The organism is Pseudomonas sp. W15Feb34, assembly GCF_023127765.1.
GTDB classification, from domain to species: Bacteria; Pseudomonadota; Gammaproteobacteria; order Pseudomonadales; family Pseudomonadaceae; genus Aquipseudomonas; species Aquipseudomonas synxantha_A.
Genome location: NZ_SPKN01000027.1, coordinates 75,998 through 94,882 on the forward strand (window position 1 = coordinate 75,998; position 18,885 = coordinate 94,882).

General features: G+C 61.0%; 10 protein-coding genes. 6 read left to right on the top strand and 4 right to left on the bottom strand.

What is annotated here, in order from left to right; translation table 11 throughout:
- Window positions 1–56: 56 nt before the first annotated feature.
- The 3 genes from ngg to mnmC form a co-directional block, all read right to left on the bottom strand.
- Entirely contained in the window at window positions 57–1,802 is a 1,746-nt protein-coding gene (gene ngg / locus E4O97_RS13220) for an N-acetylglutaminylglutamine synthetase (RefSeq protein WP_078821927.1), read from the bottom strand.
- A 3-nt stretch (window positions 1,803–1,805) separates the two neighbouring features.
- Window positions 1,806–3,578 carry an N-acetylglutaminylglutamine amidotransferase gene (locus E4O97_RS13225; protein WP_103733717.1) on the bottom strand — a complete coding sequence of 591 codons (1,773 nt, stop codon included), beginning with the start codon at window positions 3,576–3,578 and terminating at the stop codon, window positions 1,806–1,808.
- A 134-nt stretch (window positions 3,579–3,712) separates the two neighbouring features.
- A complete protein-coding gene (mnmC, locus tag E4O97_RS13230; RefSeq protein ID WP_103733718.1) occupies window positions 3,713–5,713 on the bottom strand; it encodes a bifunctional tRNA (5-methylaminomethyl-2-thiouridine)(34)-methyltransferase MnmD/FAD-dependent 5-carboxymethylaminomethyl-2-thiouridine(34) oxidoreductase MnmC in 2,001 nt (666 codons plus the stop codon).
- 212 nt (window positions 5,714–5,925) lie between these two features.
- Between mnmC and E4O97_RS13235 the strand changes: the two genes are divergently transcribed.
- From E4O97_RS13235 to E4O97_RS13245, 3 genes are all read left to right on the top strand, one after another.
- Window positions 5,926–10,761, top strand: a complete 4,836-nt coding sequence (locus tag E4O97_RS13235) for an NEL-type E3 ubiquitin ligase domain-containing protein (RefSeq protein ID WP_248161473.1) — start codon at window positions 5,926–5,928, stop codon at window positions 10,759–10,761.
- 101 nt (window positions 10,762–10,862) lie between these two features.
- Window positions 10,863–12,377, top strand: coding sequence for a polyphosphate:AMP phosphotransferase (pap, locus tag E4O97_RS13240; RefSeq protein ID WP_248161475.1), 1,515 nt, complete (start codon window positions 10,863–10,865; stop codon window positions 12,375–12,377).
- A 237-nt stretch (window positions 12,378–12,614) separates the two neighbouring features.
- Window positions 12,615–13,571 carry a DMT family transporter gene (locus E4O97_RS13245; RefSeq protein WP_032880154.1) on the top strand — a complete coding sequence of 319 codons (957 nt, stop codon included), beginning with the start codon at window positions 12,615–12,617 and terminating at the stop codon, window positions 13,569–13,571.
- Here E4O97_RS13245 and E4O97_RS13250 read toward each other — a convergent pair.
- Window positions 13,568–14,950, bottom strand: a complete 1,383-nt coding sequence (locus E4O97_RS13250; RefSeq protein WP_032880155.1) for a class II fumarate hydratase — start codon at window positions 14,948–14,950, stop codon at window positions 13,568–13,570. The two genes, E4O97_RS13245 and E4O97_RS13250, sit on opposite strands and share 4 nt — an antisense overlap.
- A gap of 195 nt (window positions 14,951–15,145) precedes the next feature.
- Here E4O97_RS13250 and E4O97_RS13255 point away from each other — a divergent pair, with 195 nt between their 5' ends.
- From E4O97_RS13255 to E4O97_RS13265, 3 genes are all read left to right on the top strand, one after another.
- On the top strand, window positions 15,146–15,664 hold the full coding sequence (locus tag E4O97_RS13255) for a DUF2059 domain-containing protein (RefSeq protein ID WP_032880156.1): 519 nt from the start codon (window positions 15,146–15,148) through the stop codon (window positions 15,662–15,664).
- A 6-nt stretch (window positions 15,665–15,670) separates the two neighbouring features.
- Window positions 15,671–15,964 carry a BolA family protein gene (locus E4O97_RS13260; protein ID WP_032880157.1) on the top strand — a complete coding sequence of 98 codons (294 nt, stop codon included), beginning with the start codon at window positions 15,671–15,673 and terminating at the stop codon, window positions 15,962–15,964.
- A gap of 147 nt (window positions 15,965–16,111) precedes the next feature.
- Window positions 16,112–18,862 (top strand): RHS repeat-associated core domain-containing protein, encoded by a 2,751-nt coding sequence (locus E4O97_RS13265; RefSeq protein ID WP_248161477.1) that lies wholly within the window; start codon window positions 16,112–16,114, stop codon window positions 18,860–18,862.
- Window positions 18,863–18,885: the final 23 nt, after the last annotated feature.

The window sequence follows — 18,885 nt, forward strand, 5'->3', positions numbered from 1 at the left end:
AGGAAAATGTGGGAGGGGGCTTGCCCCCGATAGCGGTTTCACATTCAACACAAGCCTCAAGCGGCCGGTTGACTGTGTGGAAACAACAAATCCACAAACTTCTCTGCAGTTGGTTGCGGTTCATGGTTGGCCAGCCCGGCCCGTTCGTTGGCTTCGATAAACACGTACTCCGGTTGGTCGGCCGCCGGCACCATCAGGTCCAGGCCGACCATGGGAATATCCAGGGCACGGGCGGCGCGCACGGCGGCGTCCACCAGCGTCGGGTGCAGGATGGCGGTGACGTCTTCCAGACAACCGCCGGTATGCAGGTTGGCAGTTCGCCGCACGGCCAGGGTCTGGCCGCGGGGCAGGATGCTGTCGTAGTCGTAGCCGGCGGCCTTGAGCGTGCGCTCGGTCTCGCCGTCCAGGGGGATCTTGCTTTCGCCATCGGTGGCGGCCTGACGACGTCGGCTTTGCGCTTGGATCAATGCACGAATCGAATGCTGACCGTCGCCGATCACTTCGGCGGGGCGGCGAATCGCGGCGGCGACTACGTCGAAACCGATCACCAGGATGCGCAGGTCCAAGCCCTCGTGAAAGCTTTCGAGCAGTACGCGGCTGTCGAACTGGCGTGCCGTTTCGATGGCTTGCTGCACCTCCTCGATCGTTCGCAGGTCCACCGCCACGCCCTGGCCTTGTTCGCCATCCAACGGCTTGACCACCACGCGCTGGTGCTCGTCCAGAAACTCCAGGTTGTCGTCGGCACTGCCTGCCAACTGCTGCGCAGGCAACTTCAGGCCAGCGGCCTTGAGCACCTTGTGGGTCAGGCTCTTGTCCTGGCAAAGGGTCATGCTGATGGCGCTGGTCAAATCGCTCAGCGACTCGCGGCACCGCACGCGGCGCCCGCCGTGGCTGAGGGTGAACAGCCCGGCATCGGCGTCATCCACCTGCACATCGATACCGCGCCGATGGGCTTCTTCGACAATGATTCGTGCATACGGATTGAACCCCGCCTGCGGCCCCGGGCCGAGAAACAGCGGCTGGTTGATGCCGTTCTTGTGCTTGATCGCAAAGGTGGTCAGTGCGCGAAAACCCAGCTTGGCGTAAAGGCTCTTGGCCTGGCGGTTATCGTGCAGCACCGACAGGTCCAGGTAGCTCAAGCCACGGCTCATGAAGTGTTCCACCAGGTGGCGCACCAGCACTTCACCCACGCCTGGGCGGGTGCACTGTGGGTCTACCGCCAGGCACCACAGGCTGCAACCGTTTTCCGGGTCGTGAAAGGCTTTCTGATGGTTGAGGCCCATCACGCTGCCGATCACGGCGCCGCTGTCTTCGTCTTCCGCCAGCCAATACACCGGGCCGCCTTGATGGCGCGGTGTGAGGCGTTCTACGTCGACGGGCAACATGCCGCGGCCCTGATACAGCAAGTTGACGGCGTGCCAGTCGGCTTCGCTCTGTACGCGACGGATCCGAAAACCGCGAAACACACGGGTGGCGGGGCGGTAGTCACTGAACCACAGGCGCAAGGTGTCTGACGGGTCGAGGAATAACTGCTGCGGGTCGATCCCGAGGATTTGCTGGGGCGCGGCCACATACAGAGCGATATCACGTTCGCCGGGCTGTTCGTTGAGCAGCTCCAGGGCAAGGCTGGCAGGGTCGGGAAACGTATGCCCGATCAACAAGCGCCCCCAACCGCAATGCACGGCAATCGGTTCGGGACCTTGCGGGCTGCCGTCTTCGGCAAGCCGGGCCTGCAGGCGCTCGTAGGTCGGCGCCTGGCCTTTGATCAAGCGTTGGCTATACGCCGCGGCGTTAGGTTTCATGGATCAGATTCCTTGTTCGCTGAGCCACAGGTTCAGCGCCGCCAGTTGCCACAGCTTGGAGCCGCGCAATGGGGTCAGTTGACCCTGAGGGTCCGTCAGCAGGCGATCGAGCATGGCCGGGTTGAACAGGCCACGGTCCTGGCTCGGGTCCAGCAGCAACTCGCGCACCCAGTTCAGGGTGTCGCCTTGTAAATGCTTGAGGCCGGGGACCGGGAAGTAACCTTTTTTACGGTCGATGACTTCGCTGGGGATCACCCGGCGCGCGGCCTCTTTGAGCACCTGTTTGCCGCCATCGGGCAGTTTGAACTTGCCCGGTACGCGGGCCGAGAGTTCTACCAGGCGGTAGTCGAGGAACGGTGTCCGGGCTTCCAGGCCCCAGGCCATGGTCATGTTGTCGACGCGTTTGACTGGGTCGTCCACCAGCATCACCGTGCTGTCCAGGCGCAGGGCCTTGTCTACGGCGGCTTCCGCGCCCGGCATGGCAAAATGTTCGCGCACAAAGTCGCCGGCAGCGTCGTTGGCGGTCAACCATTTCGGTGCGACGGTGGCCGCGTAGTCATCGTAGCTGCGGTCGAAAAACGCCTCGCGGTACGCGGCATACGGGTCGCTTGCGCCATCCACCTGCGGGTACCAGTGGTAACCGGCGAACAATTCGTCGGCGCCCTGGCCGCTCTGCACCACCTTGCAATGCTTGGCGACTTCCCGCGACAACAGGTAGAACGCGATGCAGTCATGGCTGACCATCGGCTCGCTCATGGCGCGGAACGCCGCTGGCAGTTGCTCGATGATCTCGCTTTCGGCGATGCGCAGTTGATGGTGGCGGGTGCCGTAATGCTTGGCGATCAGGTCCGAGTACTGGAATTCGTCGCCGCGCTCGCCACCGGCGTCTTCAAAACCGATGGAGAACGTGGACAGGTCCTGCACACCGACTTCACGCAGCAGGCCGACGAGCATGCTCGAGTCGACGCCACCGGAGAGCAGCACGCCCACATCCACGGCGGCGCGTTGGCGGATGGCCACGGCTTCGCGGGTGCTGTCGAGCACGCGGTCGGTCCAGTCTTCCAGCGTCAGGTGTTTTTCATCCTCATGGGGCCCGTAAGGCAGGGTCCACCAGGTTTTCTGTTCGGTCTTGCCGCTGGCATCAATGCGCATCCAGCTGGCGGGCGGCAGCTTTTCAATGCCCGCCAACAGTGTGCGCGGCGCGGGGACCACGGCGTGGAAATTCAGGTAGTGGTTGAGAGCGACCGGATCGAGGATCGGGTTGATGTCGCCGCCCCTGAGCAACGCCGGTAACGCCGAGGCAAAACGCAGGCGCTGGCCGGTGCGCGACAGGTACAAAGGTTTTACGCCCAAGCGGTCACGGGCGATGAACAGACGTTGGGCGTCACGTTCCCAAATGGCGAAGGCAAACATGCCGTTGAGCTTGGGCAGCAGTGCTTCGCCCCAGGCGTGGTAGCCCTTGAGCAGCACTTCGGTATCACCGCCGGAATAGAAGGCGTAGCCCAGGGCTTCCAGCTCTTCTCGTAGTTCCGGGAAGTTATAGATCGCGCCATTGAACGCCAGGGACAACCCCAGTTGGGCGTCAACCATCGGCTGCGCGGAGCCGTCCGACAGGTCCATGATTTTCAGGCGGCGGTGGCCCAGGGCAATCGGCCCTTGGGCGTGGAAGCCCCATGCGTCGGGGCCACGGGGGGCGAGGTGATGAGTGATGCGTTCTACGGCTGCCAGGTCGGCAGGTTGATGATCAAAGCGTAACTCGCCAGCTAATCCACACATAAGTTCCTTACCGGTTTTTCCGTTGGGGAGGGGTCAATACTCAATACGCCAAACGGCGCGTACCCAGAAACTGACCCAGTGCTATGCGTGGAGTTTTAGACCGATAAGTTATAAGGCAGATGGCCGCCTAGCCATCAATCCCGCTCTTTACGGGCTGCGGCCTGGCCTCGAACCAGAGCGCGCAGGGTAAACCGGTTGGGGTGGCAAGCCGCGGCCACGCTGGCCGGTACCGGCAGCGGTTCGTCATTCAGCCAGGCGGCCAGGAGTTCGCCGCACAGGGGGGCAGTGATCAGGCCGCGGGAGCCATGGCCACTGTTGAGGTACAGCCCGGGCAGCCAGGGGCACGGCGTATCCGGTACTTGCCGGGCGTCTTTGCCCAGCACGGCATAAGCCTGCTGGAACGCTTCATGGTCGGCCAGCGGCCCGACGATCGGCAGGTAATCGGGGCTGGTGCAGCGAAACGCGGCACGCCCTTCCAACTGTTCGGCCGCCAGGCGATCGGCGCCCAGGCGCTGCAGCAGGTCTGTGGAGATCTCGCGCAGCATCTCCAGGTTGCCGGTGTGTTCAGCGAGCGTGGGTGTGAGGTCTTGGTTGTTGAAGTCAAAACTGGCGCCCAGGGTATGTTCACCAAGGCGGGCTGGTGCGACGTAACCCTCGGCACAGACCACAGTAGTAAGGGCCTCACTGGCTGGGGTTTGTGCGAGCCGGGTGATCTGCCCGCGAATACGCTTGAGCGGTATGTCTGCGCTCAAGGGGAAACGCTTGATCTCCGCCGCCCCGGCGAGCACCACCACGCTGGCGCTGGCCAGCACGCGATCGCCGGCGCGAGCGTGCCACTGGTCGTCGTGCCGGTCCAGTTCAAGCGCCTCATGGTGGCTGAGCACCTCAATCAGCGGATGCGTCGCCTGCCACTGGCACAGTGCGGGTGGATGCACCCAGCCGCCCTCGGGGAAAAACAGGCCGCCGTGGGCCAGTTGGATTCCAGCCTGTTGTTGCGCCTGCTCGCGGTCGAGCAGGTGCAGCAGGCTCGGTGCGAAGGCGTCGGCGAGTTGGGCCTGGCGCTGGCCTTCCTTGGCGTCGAACGCCAGTTGCAACACACCACAGCCATCCCAATCCACGCCACGGTGCAAGTGCTCCAGCAGGCGGCGGGTGTGGCCGAAACCGCTGAGTATCAGTTGGGACAATGCGGTGCCATGGGCCGACAGCTTGAGGTACAGCACGCCCTGAGGGTTGCCCGAGGCTTCCTGCGCCAGGCCGGCATGGCGTTCCAGCAAGCTGACGCGCCAACCACGGGCGGCCAGGCTGGCAGCCGTTGCGCAACCGGCCAGGCCACCGCCAATAACCATGGCGTGGCGTTCACCGTCGATGGCTGGGGGGCGAGCGAACCAGGGTTTGCTTTTTGCGGGCGGCGGCGTCTCGTCGGGCCAGCCGAGAAACTCTCCACGCAGGATCTCCCACTTATGCCCGATGCCCGGCGTGCGCTTCATCTTGAAGCCCGCGGCGTTGATCAGGCGCCGTACCCAGCCGGTGCTGGTAAAGGTGCTGATGGTCGAGCCCGGAGCGGCCAGGCGCGCCAGTTCAGCGAACAGTTCGGCGGTCCACATATCGGGGTTTTTCGCCGGGGCGAAACCGTCCAGAAACCAGGCGTCGATCTGCGCATCCAGTTGCGGCAATTGCTCCAGAGCATCGCCGATCAACAGGGTCAGGACCACGCGGCCGTTATCCAGTACCAGGCGTTGGAAGCCTTGGTGAATGGCGATGTATTGCGCCAAGAGTTGTTCGGCCAAGGGTTGCAGTTCAGGCCAGAGGGCGAGGGCGCGTTGCAGGTCGGCATGGCTCAGCGGATATTTTTCCACGCTGACAAAGTGCAGGCGCGCGCCGGCCGGTGCGTGTTGCTCAAACAATTGCCAGGCGCAGAGAAAATTCAAACCCGTGCCGAAGCCGGTTTCGCCGATCACCAGCCGCCCGCCCGCTGGCAAGCCAGCAAAGCGCTCCTGCAAGCGGTTCTGCTCCAGGAACACATAGCGGGTTTCTGCAAGGCCCGACTGGTCGGAGAAGTACACGTCGTCGAACACCCGCGAATGCGGGCGACCTTGGTCATCCCAGTCGAGCTGGGCGTGGGTGATGGGGGTCATGGGCGGCTCATAGACATACAGCAGGCAAAGACAAGGCGGCCATTCTAGCCGATCGCGGCGCTCAGGGCCGATTCCAGGTGGTAGCCCCATAGGTTTTGCATGGAAATAGCTGCTGCGTCCGGCCTGCAATCCATCAACTATCAGCGTTAATTCTGTGCAAGTTGCTGCGGTATCGTAATAGCTTGATTTATAGGCAATAAAGGACATTGCTGATGCGCCCGCAGGACGATTTGAACAGCAAACTGAACCAATTGACCCAGCGGCAACTGCAATCCGCCTTACTGGAAATGACGGGTGATTTGGACAAGGCCCAGGTGTTGCAAAAGCAACTGCCGGGCTGGATGGTCAACGCACCGCCTGGCGTGTTGGACGCACTGACCAGAGATGCCGCACGGGTTGCAGATGCCCAGGCAGTTGTCGCCGAGCAATTGAAGCCTTTGCAAGCACTGGATGAGTTTTGCAGTGAGCGGCTCAAGGCTTACTGTCAGACCCGATGGCAACTGACCGTGGATCCGAAAAAAGATCTTTTGGTGCGTGCTGTAAACGAGTACGAGAAAGAAGTCTTGCCATTGAAATATGTGAAAACGGTGAGGCTGGTGCAGGACAGTCTCCTGCATGTGGCGATGCAGAATTTTTCCGAGGATGAAGTGCGAGCGCAGCACTTTCCGACGGGCTCGCTGCTGCGCTTGGGGGCTGCCGCTCGCGGGGTCATTGGCATAACCCCCCTGGAGTTTGCCCAGGGGTGCCGTGCCCTGGATCTGGGTGGCCTGTATCAGCAGCACATCAGTGAAGTATTCAAGCTGGGGAGTGATCAGCCCAACCTCAATGATGTCGCAACCGATATCGGCCAGATGAAAACCCTGGATATAAAAATCGACGCCCACATTGCCCTGATGCGCGCAGATATTTCCCAAGGTGTCTACGAGGTGTTGTGCAAATTGCTGGACCGCAAGCTGACAGCGTCTCAGGCTCAGGCGGCAGGGATTTTGTTTGAATGGCGCCCCGTCACTTGGCAATGGCTGAATGTACAGGGCAGTTGCCTGTGGAGCATCCTGGTGTTCTCCGGCCGCTCGGTTGCGCAATACCCGCAAGAACCCTGTGTGGTGTACATGCCCAATGAGCCGGAGCGGCCATTGTTCGAGTATTCCTCGTTTGATGACTTTCAGGTCTACCTCAAGGGCAAGCTTGAAGTGCCGGCTTATCGTAGTTTCTTTACCCGGTACCTGAGCCAGGATGACCGGGTCGGCTTCTTCAGCCATTTCGATCAATCCCGTACCTTGGGGGCGCTGGAGGCAACCCCCATTACGGTTAGCCTGGCGGGGCATTTTTTCGCAACTTACGCCGCCAAACTCCAAGCCGACGCGCGGACCCTGGCGGTACCGGTAGCCGACGTGGATGAGGTGGCCCGCGAGCAGCGCTTGCAAGCGTACCTGGATGCCGGTTTGACAGTGCTCAACCTCGCCGGGTTTGTTGTGCCGGAGTTGGGACTATTGATGACTGGCGTGGCGGTGGGCCAGATGCTCGGCGAGCTGTATGAGGGCATTGAGGACTGGCGCCGTGGCGATAAAGAAGAGGCGTTCAAGCAGTTGGCAGCGGTAGCGCAAAACATCACCTCGATGGTGCTGTTCGCGGCGGGGAGCAAGGTTGTCGGTTCGGCGATGAAACGCAGCGGTCTTAACCTGGATAACTTTTTTCGCCAGTTTGAAGTGGTACGCCCCACAGATGGCAATCTGCGGCTGTGGCGGGCAAATGTCACGCCGTACTTCCATGATCAGCGTCTTGTCGACGACGAGGTTGCGGACGCTACGGGAATTTACAAAGTCGGAGGGCATTCATACGTCAAGGTCAATGATTGCGTACATCGGGTTGCGTTTGACTCGAAACTGGATCGATGGCGGGCCAGCCACCCGCTGCGGCAGACGGCTTATCGCCCGCTGTTGCTGCACAACGGCGAAGGACGCTGGCGTTTTGCGTTCGAAACGCCTGACGAATGGGAGGATCAGGAGTATCTCTTTTCACGCCTGAACCCGGCAGGCCCAGGTGCTTCGCTGCATCCCAAGAAACTTGTGCAGATCAAGGCCATTATGGATATGCCCCATGAATGGGGCGTCTATCAGGCCGAAGAGTGCCTGCCCTTTCCCGCACGTTTTCGTGATTTGTATGAGCGTTTCAAGCTGGACCAGTCCATTCGTGATCTGATCTGGCAGTTGGAAAGCGGTGCGTCCCCCAGTGTAGAAAACTTGACCTTGCAGATGCATGCCCTGCCCTTGTTAGACGGGTGGCCGGTGGGGCGCTATTTTGAGGTGCTGGATGCACAGGGCCGCGTCAAGGCGCGTTACCCCACCGGTGGGCCGTTTGACAATGCAGGCCTGCGTTTGACGCTCACTGAGCAGATGCTTCGTGAGGGCAAAGTGTTTGATGTGCTGTTGTCCGAGCTGGACGAGGCACAAAAAATCGGCCTGCTTGGAGAGGGGGTTGCTGCTGATCAGGAGCGCGGCGTATTGGAGCGTCAGTTGCTCGCACACCTCAAGGCTGACTGCAGGCCGTTGTTCGAGCAGTTGTATCAGGCCCATGACGGACCTGTACCGCCCGAATGGGCGTTGCTCAGGCGTGCCTATCCGCAACTGCCCTGTACGCTGATGCGCGAATTGATGGCCCAGACCTCAACGGTGCAGCGCGAGACCCTGCGCGATAATCAACGTATCCCCATGGCATTGGCCGAGTCGGTCCAGCGTGCCCTCGGGGAGCAACGCCTGGACCGCGCCCTGATGGGGTTTGAGCAGCCTGAGCTGGCCAGCCTGGATACGGCGCGTGTGGCAGTCAGGTCCATGCCGCATTTATCAGGGTGGGGCAGGGAGGTGCGGCTTGAGTTGCGCCAGGGTTCGCCACAGGGTGACTTATTGGTTCTGGGCGCGAGCAATGGCGCCGGTGCGCGACGAATAGTGGTCAGCTCGGACGCTGGGTTTGCAACGTTCGACGACAACGGCCTGAGTCTAGGTGGGCCTTACTCCGGACCGGACGGCTTGTTTCAGGCGATTGAGTGCGCGCTGACCGACAGTCAGCGCGTAGCAATGGGGTTGCCGCTCAACGAGGCCAACAATCTCTGGCGCCTGCGCTACATGAGCGCTTCCCAGGCCAAGGGGGAACGGGAGCTGGCCGCCGAGGCTTTTTCCAGCAGGGGCAGCGAGCCGGTGCTGGACGCGATGCCCTGTGAAATGGCTGATTCGCCGACGGGGCCATTGGCGCACCCTCGCGCGCTGGTGCGCAAGGTGAAGCGTTTGTACCCCTTGTTCAGCACTGCACAAGTGTCTTCGCTGCTGATGGCCTTGGGTGCTGACCATCTTTCCCGGGCCAGGGCGGTAAAGCGTTTGAAGGCAGAGCTTACTCATCTGCGAGCGCTGCTCAAACACTGGAAGACCGATACCCAGGGCATGGATAAACAGCCGGGCCTGAGTGACATTCGTACCAGCCGCGAGCAGGTGGCTGAGCGCATTGAAGCCTGTTGGCGGCGTCAAAGCTTTGCTCTGGATGAACATCAGATGTCGGTTGCCAGTTTGAACCTGGACGGAATGCGCGTCGGATCGTTGCCGACGCTGCCTGCCGACATTCGTTTCGACCATGTCCGTCAGGTGTCACTCAAGAACATGCGATTGGGCGATGACGTCGCGTATTTCCTCAAGTGTTTCAAAGGCATTCGGCATCTGGCGCTGGACCGTAACCGCCTGACGCGCTTGCCGGAAATATTCTCGCGGATGCTCGACCTCGAAAGCTTGTCGATGCCCCATAACCGTCTTGCACTGACCGAGTATACCCAGCTGAAACTGGCTGATCTGAATACGCTGCGCCTGCTGGACCTGAGCCATAACCCACTGGATAAGCTGGTGGATGTCAGCAGGATGCGTGACTTGCACACGCTGTTGCTGCGGGACAGCAGACTCGTCGACCTGCCGTCGGGCATCGGGCGGTTGGCCCACTTGGAGCAGGTGGATCTGCGCGATAACCTGATCACCGTGCTGCCCGAGTGGTTGTTCACGGTGCCGCGCATTTTCAGCCAGTCGATCGACTTGGGCGGCAATCCGCTATCCGATACGACAGTAGAGGCACTCGAGCGTTACCGCGCTGACGTGGGTATTGGTATGGGGTATGTAGACGACGATCAGCCTCGTATGAGCGAACTGAAGGCCAGGGCGCGGTGGTTGCCGGACGAGGTGGCCGCCCGCGATGCCAACAAGCGTAGCGTCTGGGCCAACCTGCGGGATGATCCGGAGTCGACAGAGTTGTTCCTGTTGCTGGCTGAATTGACCAGTGCTGCTGACAGTCGCCGTGTGCGCGAGGATATGACGCAACGTGTCTGGGACGTATTGCAGGCGACCCATGACAATGTCGGGCTGCGCGAGCAGGTCTTCCAACTGGCAGCCCATCCGACTGGTTGTGAGGATGGGGCGGCGCAGATGTTCAGCCAGATTGAGGTTCTCAAGGAAGTCGAGAAGGCAACGCTGCAGGCGGGTCGTGCACAGAGCAACTCCGGGGCGCTGTTGAACTTGAGTCGAGGTTTGTTTCGCCTCAGCGAGCTGGAGAAAATTGCGGCGACATACGCGGTTGAAAAAGCCTCCTCGGATCCGCTGGAAATCAACCTGGCATTTCGGATCGGGTTGGCCAAGGACCTGCAACTGCCGGGGCAGCCGAAACATATGGTCTATGACTCGTTTTTCGAGGTGCCCAGCAGCGATTTGGCGATGGCGCAAGCCCAGGTGCGAACAGCTGAGCTGTCGCCTGCCTTCTTGCGTTTTATTACCCAGTTGACGTTCTGGAAAACCCATCTCAAACAGCAGTTTCCTGCTGAGTTCCTATCGGTGACTGAGCCCTTCGATACGCAGCAGCAAACACTTTTTGAGAATCGCCAGGACCTTACTGACGGGGAGTATTTCAAACAAATGGAAGCCCTGCGCGCACCGCGACGGCAGGCAATAACCGCAGTGATGGAGCGCCTGACACAGCAGATGTTGAAGCATCAGGACCTGGGCCTATGTCACGTTCCTGGGTATTAACCGTAGCCGCGGTGATTGATCCACGGCAAGCCGAGTGAAATTCCTTGCCTGCCGTGGTGCCCAATCCGCTAGTCTTGAGCCATCTTGAAACGGAGCTGCCCATGTTCGAATCCGCCGAAATCGGTCACGCCATCGACAAAGACACCTATGACGCCGAAGTGCCGGCCCTGCGTGAAGCCTTGTTGGAGGTGCAGTACGAGTTGCAGCAGCAGAAGCGCTTCCCGGTGATCATCCTGATCAATGGCATCGAAGGCGCGGGCAAGGGCGAAACCGTCAAGCTGCTCAATGAATGGATGGACCCGCGCCTGATCGAAGTGCGCACCTTCGACCAGCAGACCGACGAAGAACTGGCGCGCCCGCCGGCCTGGCGCTATTGGCGGCAACTGCCGGCCAAGGGTCGCATGGGCATCTTTTTCGGTAACTGGTACAGCCAGATGCTGCAAGGCCGGGTGCATGGGCAGATCAAGGATGCGCGCCTGGACCAGGCCATCGCCGGCGCCGAACGTCTGGAAAAAATGCTCTGCGATGAAGGTGCGCTGATCTTCAAGTTCTGGTTCCACCTGTCCAAAAAACAGATGAAGGCGCGCCTCAAGGCCCTGGCCGACGACCCGCTGCACAGCTGGCGCATCAGCCCGCTGGATTGGCAGCAGTCCGAGACCTACGACAAGTTCGTGCATTTCGGTGAGCGTGTGCTGCGCCGCACCAGCCGCGATTACGCGCCGTGGCATGTGATCGAAGGCGTCGACCCCCATTACCGTGGGCTGACCGTGGGCAAGATCCTGCTGGATGGACTGCAAAGTGCCTTGAAACAGGCCAAGGTCAAGGCCAGCGGCATGAACCCGGCGCCGTTGCTTGCCTCGGTTGACCAGAAGAGCCTGCTCGACAGCCTGGACATGACCCTGCGCCTGGACAAGGACGATTACGAAGAACAGCTGATCACCGAGCAGGCGCGCTTCTCTGGCCTGATGCGCGACAAACGCATGCGCAAACACGCGCTGGTGAGCGTATTCGAAGGCAACGACGCAGCCGGCAAGGGCGGGGCGATCCGTCGTGTGGCGGCAGCACTGGACCCGCGCCAGTACCACATCGTGCCGATTGCCGCGCCCAGTGAAGACGAACGCGCCCAGCCTTATCTATGGCGGTTCTGGCAGAAGATCCCGGCGCGTGGCATGTTCACCGTGTTCGACCGCTCCTGGTACGGCCGCGTGCTGGTGGAACGCATCGAAGGCTTTTGCACCCCGGCGGACTGGATGCGCGCCTATGGCGAGATCAATGACTTCGAAGAGCAATTGCGCGATGCGAGGGTGATCGTGGTCAAGTTCTGGCTGGCCATCGACAAGGACACCCAACTGGAGCGCTTCCAGGCCCGCGAGGAAATCCCGTTCAAGCGCTTCAAGATCACTGAAGATGATTGGCGCAACCGCGACAAATGGGACGACTACCGCGCGGCGGTGGGCGACATGGTTGATCGCACCAGCACCGAGGTGGCGCCCTGGACCCTGGTAGAAGCCAATGACAAGCGCTGGGCGCGGGTCAAGGTGTTGCGCACCATCAACCGGGCGCTGGAGGATGCGTTCGCTAAAACCGATAAGCACGACAAAAAGAACAAGAAATAGCCTGCACCCGGCTCGGTCCAAATGTGGGAGGGGGCTTGCTCCCGATGGCGGTGAGTCAGTCGCAGATGTGCTGACTGACACTCCCTCATCGGGCCACAGCTCACTAGTTGTCTGCTCTAGCTCTTAACTGACTGGCATTGGGGCAAGCCCCCTCCCACATTTAGGATTGTGGCGTATCCCAATCCAGTGACTTGCCCCTAGAATGCGGTTCCACTTCCTCTGGCATCTGGGGCACTCATGCACATCTCCTCCGGCCGCTGGGTCTACGGCTTTTTCCTGACCCTGCTGACCGCGTTTCTGTGGGGCATCCTTCCGGTCAAGCTCAAGCAAGTGCTGCAAGTGATGGACCCGATCACCGTCACCTGGTTTCGCCTCACGGTGGCCGGTACTTGCCTGTTTGTCTATCTGGCTGCCACCAAGCGCTTGCCCAGCCGTAAAGTGCTCGGCCCCAGGGGCGGCTGGCTGGTGGGCATGGCGGTGTGCGGCCTGGTCGGCAACTACGTGCTGTATCTGGTTGGGCTGAAAATGCTCAGCCCAGGCACCGCGCAGTTGGTAGTGCAGATGGGCCCGATCTTTCTGATGGTAGCCAGTGTGTTTGTGTTCAAGGAGCGCTTCAGCCTGGGGCAGGGTGTGGGGCTGGTGGTGCTGATTATCGGCTTTGGTTTGTTCTTCAACCAACGCCTGGTGGAGTTGCTGACGTCCATGGGCACCTACACCGCCGGTGTGCTGACGATCCTGCTCGCCACCACCATCTGGGTGTTCTATGCATTGGGGCAGAAGCAGTTGCTGACAGTGTGGAATTCGTTGCAGGTGATGATGGTGATCTACCTGTCGTGCGCGGTGTTGCTCACGCCGTGGGCGCATCCGCTGGAGGCGTTGCAGTTGAGCCCGCTGCAAGGATGGCTGCTGCTGGCGTGTTGCATGAATACGCTGGTGGCCTACGGCGCATTTGCCGAAGCCCTGGCGCATTGGGAAGCCTCGCGGGTCAGTGCGACCCTGGCATTGACGCCGTTGGTGACCTTTGTGGCGGTGGCCTTGGCGGCCTGGCTGTGGCCCGACTATGTGCAGGCCGAAGAGATCAATGCCTTGGGGTATGTGGGGGCGCTGGTGGTGGTGACGGGGTCGGCGATGGTGGCGTTGGCGCCTTCGCTGCTCGCCGGGCTCAGGGCCCGGCGGCTGCGGATATCGGTTTAAGCGCCGAGCATGTTTTCCGGGCGGACCCACTGGTCGAACTCGGCGTCGGTGAGGTAGCCGAGTTCCAGCGCGGCTTCGCGCAGTGTCAGCCCTTCGGCGTAAGCCTTCTTGGCGATCTCTGCCGACTTGTCGTAGCCGATATGCGGGTTGAGCGCGGTGACCAGCATCAGCCCGCGTTCCAGGTGTTCGGCCATTTGCGCGGCGTCTGGCTCAAGACCCGCGATGCAATGCTCCTGGAAGTTGTTGCAGCCATCGGCCAGCAGCCGGATCGACTCCAGCAGGTTGTGAATGATCACCGGTTTGTACACGTTCAACTGCAAGTGCCCTTGGCTGGCGGCCATGCCGATGGTCACGTCGTTGCCCAATACCTGGCAGGCCAGCATCGACAGCGCTTCGCACTGTGTGGGGTTGACCTTGCCGGGCATGATCGAACTGCCCGGTTCGTTGGCCGGCAACTTCACTTCGGCCAGCCCTGTGCGTGGGCCGGAACCCAGCAGGCGCAGGTCGTTGGCGATTTTCATCAGGGCCACGGCCAGGGTTTTCAGCGCGCCGTGCAAGGTGACCAGCGGTTCATGGCCGGAGAGGGCTGCAAATTTGTTCGGTGCGGTCACGAAGGGCAAGCCCGACAGCGCCGCCAGTTCGGAGGCAATCGCCTCGCCGAAGCCATGGGGTGCGTTGAGCCCGGTGCCGACAGCAGTGCCGCCTTGGGCCAGCTCGCACACGGCGGGCAGGGCGCTGCGGATCGCGCGCTCGGCGTAATCGAGCTGGGCGATAAACGCCGACAGCTCCTGGCCGAAGGTGATCGGCGTGGCGTCCATCATGTGGGTGCGGCCGGTCTTGACCAGCTTCATATGCCGCGCGGCCAGTTCCGCCAGGCCACCGGACAGCGTCGCGATAGCAGGCAGCAGTTGCTGGTGCACCGCTTGCACCGCAGCAATGCTCATGGCGGTTGGGAAGCAGTCGTTGGAGCTTTGGGAGCGGTTCACATGGTCGTTGGGGTGTACCGGGCTTTTACCGCCCCGATTGTTGCCGGCCAGTTCGTTGGCGCGGCCGGCGATCACTTCGTTGGCGTTCATGTTGCTCTGGGTGCCACTGCCGGTCTGCCAGACCACCAGCGGGAACTGGTCGTCATGCTGGCCGTCGAGGATTTCGTCGGCAGCCTGTTCGATCAGCCGGGCGATATCGGCGGGCAGGTCGCCGTTACGGTCATTGACCCGGGCGGCGGCCTTCTTGATCAGGGCCAGGGCATGCAATACCGCCAGCGGCATACGCTGCTCGCCAATCGCAAAATTGACCAGCGAGCGCTGGGTTTGCGCGCCCCAATAGGCATCATCAGGGACCTGTACTTCTCCCAGGCTGTCGGTTTCGATACGGCTCATCGGGCACCCTCCTTATCCAGTCGTGATTGGTCAGTTTAGGCCCTGGCGGCTGCCGTGGGTTCCCTAAATCCGCATTTGTGCCATTGCGCCCCGCAAAACCAGGGCCTACGTGGGGTGGGGTTGAGCCGCGAGGTTTTTTAGGCGCAGAATGGGCGCCCTTGGGGTCTTACCTCGCCTGCTAGAAAAGGAAACTCGATGACTCGTCTTCGTGCCATCTGTACCGCGGTTGCTCTGGTTTGCGCCAGCGGCCAGGTTTTTGCCGATACCGCCAGCCACAACGCCAGTGCCGAAGCCTTCCTTACCCTGGCCCACGCTGACAAGCTGGGGACCCCGGTGTACATGCAAGTGCAGCAAATGTTCGCCCAGCGTTTCGAACAGACCAAGGCGCCTGCCGCCAAGCAGTCCGTACTGGACAGCTACCAGGCCAAGGCCAACGCCGCCCTGGACCAGGCCATCGGCTGGCCGAAGCTCAAGCCCGATATGGTCAAGCTCTACACCACCAACTTCAGCGAATCCGAGCTCAAGGACCTGGTAGCGTTCTACCAGTCGCCACTGGGCAAGAAAGTCCTGGAAAAAATGCCGCAGCTGACTCAGCAATCGGCCCAGATGACCCAGGCCAAACTGGAAAGCGCCGTACCGGTGGTGAACAAGCTGTTGGAAGACATGACCAATGAGCTGGCGCCAAAAGGTGCCGCACCGGCCAAGAAGAAGTAAGCAGCAATGACCATGCAACAGCGTATCGAAACGGCGCTCGCCGCCCTGGGCCCGGAACACTTGAGTGTGCTGGATGAAAGCCACATGCACAGCCGTGGGTTGCAGACCCACTTCAAGGCCGTGCTGGTCAGCCCGCAGTTCGAAGGGCTCAACCGCGTCAAGCGCCACCAGAAGGTCTACGCCACCTTGGGTGACCTGATGAGCGAATTTCATGCGTTGGCGCTGCATACCTACACGCCTGAGGAATGGGCGAAGATCGACGCAGCCCCGGCCTCGCCGACCTGCGCCGGCGGGCACTGAAAACCTTTGAGGCCAGCAGGTGCCAAGCCTGCTGGTCTCGACAGGTGGTGCCAGAATCTGGTTACACAAGGCTACTTTTTATACCCCTTTATCGAGGCCGGTACCTCTAGGATTTGTTGACCTTAGTGCAAAACAGGTCATGAATTCATGTCTAACGCCCTTCATCGAAATACGCCTACCTTGACGGCCATTGACCCTCGCGGGTTAGCCGTGCGCACTGTGCAGTATCATCGTGCAACGCTCGCGGACTCCCCTCAGGCGCGGGTCAATCGCCAGGTGTTGAGTGCCAGTGGTTTTTTGCTTGAACAGTGGGACCCACGTCAGTTCGCCCTTGGCTCGACCGGGGTGGCGGCGCAATCGAACCTTTACAGCCTGTCGGGTGAAACCGTGCGAACCCAGAGTATGGATGCCGGTTGGCGCTTGGTCATGTACGGTGCAGCGCGGCAGCGGTTGCACAGTTGGGACTCGCGCGGCGCCCTCCAAGCGTTTCACTATGACAGTTTGCTGCGCCCTGTGGCGGTGTTCGAACAATCTGCAGAGGACCCGTCACCCCGTTGTGTCGAGCGTATGACGTACGCGCCCGCAATCTCGGCCGAGGTCGTCGGCAATCGCTGTGGACGGTTGATTCGCCATGCGGACCCGGCGGGTGTGCTGCTGGTGGAGGCGTACGCGATCGATCAACGCGTCATCAAGCAAACCAGACGGTTTCGCGCCGATATCGCTCTGGTCGACTGGCCAAACAGCGATGAGGCACAGGATCTGCTGACGGAACGCCAGGCCTATACCACCACCTGGCGTTACGATGCGCTGGGTGCAATGCTGGAGCAGATCGATGCCAAGGGCAACCGCCTACAGTGGCGCTATGGGCAACAGGGCTGGGTGTTGGAAATGCTGCTGATCTTCAAGACCGGCGAGCGCCAAGTGTTGATGAATCAGCGGGTATACAACGCCAGCGGCCAAGTCGTGTCCGAGCGGGCGGGCAATAACGTTACCAAAGTCGCCCGTTACGCCGAGCACGACGGTCGTTTGCAGCAACTTGAGGTGTACCGCCAAGGGCAGGCCGGCACGCCGCTGCAGCAGCTGGTATATGAGTACGATCCGGTCGGCAACATCCTCAGCCTCAGCGACCTGGCGCAACCGACTCGATGGCACAGCAACACCCGGATTGATGCGGTTAATCGCTACCAGTACGACACGCTTTATCAGTTGATCCAGGCCAGCGGTCGGGAAAATAGCGCCAATGCCGGGGGCCGGGCTTTGCCAACGCAGGTGCAGTTCGGGGCGACGGATCAGGGGCTCTGGCGCAATTACACCCAGCATTATGCCTATGATGGTGCGGGCAATCTGACGCGCCTTCGACACGTGCCCTCCAGCGGCACAGGCTATACCCGCGAAATGCAAGTGGCGGCGCTCACGAACCGCGCCGTGCCCGTAGCGCAAGGGCGGCAGGTTCAATGGGATGGGGCGTTCGATGCCAATGGCAATCAGTTGTCGCTCGACGGCACACAGCAGGCGGCCTGGAATGTGCGCAATCAATTGACCTACACCACCCAGGTACAGCGTGAGAACGGTGACCCTGACGTGGAGAGTTACCTGTATGACAGTCAAGGCCTGCGCGCACTCAAGGTTCGCAGCCGTGAGGCTCGTGCAAAACCTTACACCCAGGAAACCTATTACCTGCCGGGCCTGCAAGTACACAAGCAAAGGGCACAGCGCTTCAATGTGCTGGACATTGATACGGGCGGTGGGCGAGTCACCGTGGTGCAATGGGAGTCGGGCAAACCCAGCGAGATGAGTACCCACTCACTGCGATTCAGCATTCTGGATCACCTCAAGAGCTGTGCGCTGGAACTGGACGAGCAGGCTCGCTTGTTGAGCCAGGAGCATTACTATCCTTATGGCGCAACGGCGTGGTGGGCAACCAGCAATATCGTTCGGGGGCACCCTAAGATTCGCCGTTACTCCGACAAGGAACGCGACGCCACGGGCCTGTACTACTACGGTGCGCGTTATTACGCACCGTGGTTGCAGCGCTGGATAAGCCCGGACCCGATGGGCGATGTGGACGGCTTGAACCTGTATGCGATGGCCCGGGGCAATCCCGTAGGGTTCAGGGATGCCGATGGCACGCAAACGACGTTTGGCGAGCAATTCCAACCCGGTCGAGGCGATATTCTCTTTGGCTTGGCCGCGACGGTTGCTGCCTACAGGAGTTTCTGGTCGAAGCTGAGCGCGCGCGGGGATGCGATGGTGGCCTATTTTTCAGGCGCGGAACTGCAGCGCTGGACTGCCGGGCTGGCGCCTCCCGTTCGCGCCTTCTCTGCATTTCGCAACGTGAATGCGGAGCTATTCAGCGACTTGACGCAAGATCCACATGACCCAGCGAAAGCTAACGAACTCAAGGCCGAGCTCATTGAGCAGCTTTCGGTCGGCGTCCGGCCGTTTTACGAGGGCATTGTTTCGAAATATTCAGGTTGTACGTCAACTTCCTGCAACCAGCAATTCGCGAGGAGGTTTGTCAGTGATCTTGCCGCAGGCAGGTATTCACTCGAGGCGACGGCTCGCCAACACGTTGGCACAGACCTATTGGCCATTCAGCAAAAAATCGTCACTCGAAGCAGCAAATCGGCTTTGGAAACCTTGACTAGCCCGCAAAGTGCGGCGATGGTCCATTTCGCTCTCGACAATTTGGACATAGGAGCCGTCGTCAGCAAGCAAGGGGTATCTGCCACGGCCTCCGAGCTGCGCTGGCTTTATCGGCATCGTCTGCAACTGGCAGGCCGCGTGACGTTCTATCGACACCAACAACGGGTCGACGCGCCTTGGGAGTCAAACGCGTCCGCTTGGCGTCGCTACAAGCCCAGCCGTCCGAGGGTGTCAGGGCGGGCGGCACGCTGACACGTGAGCGGGTCGGGGCGATG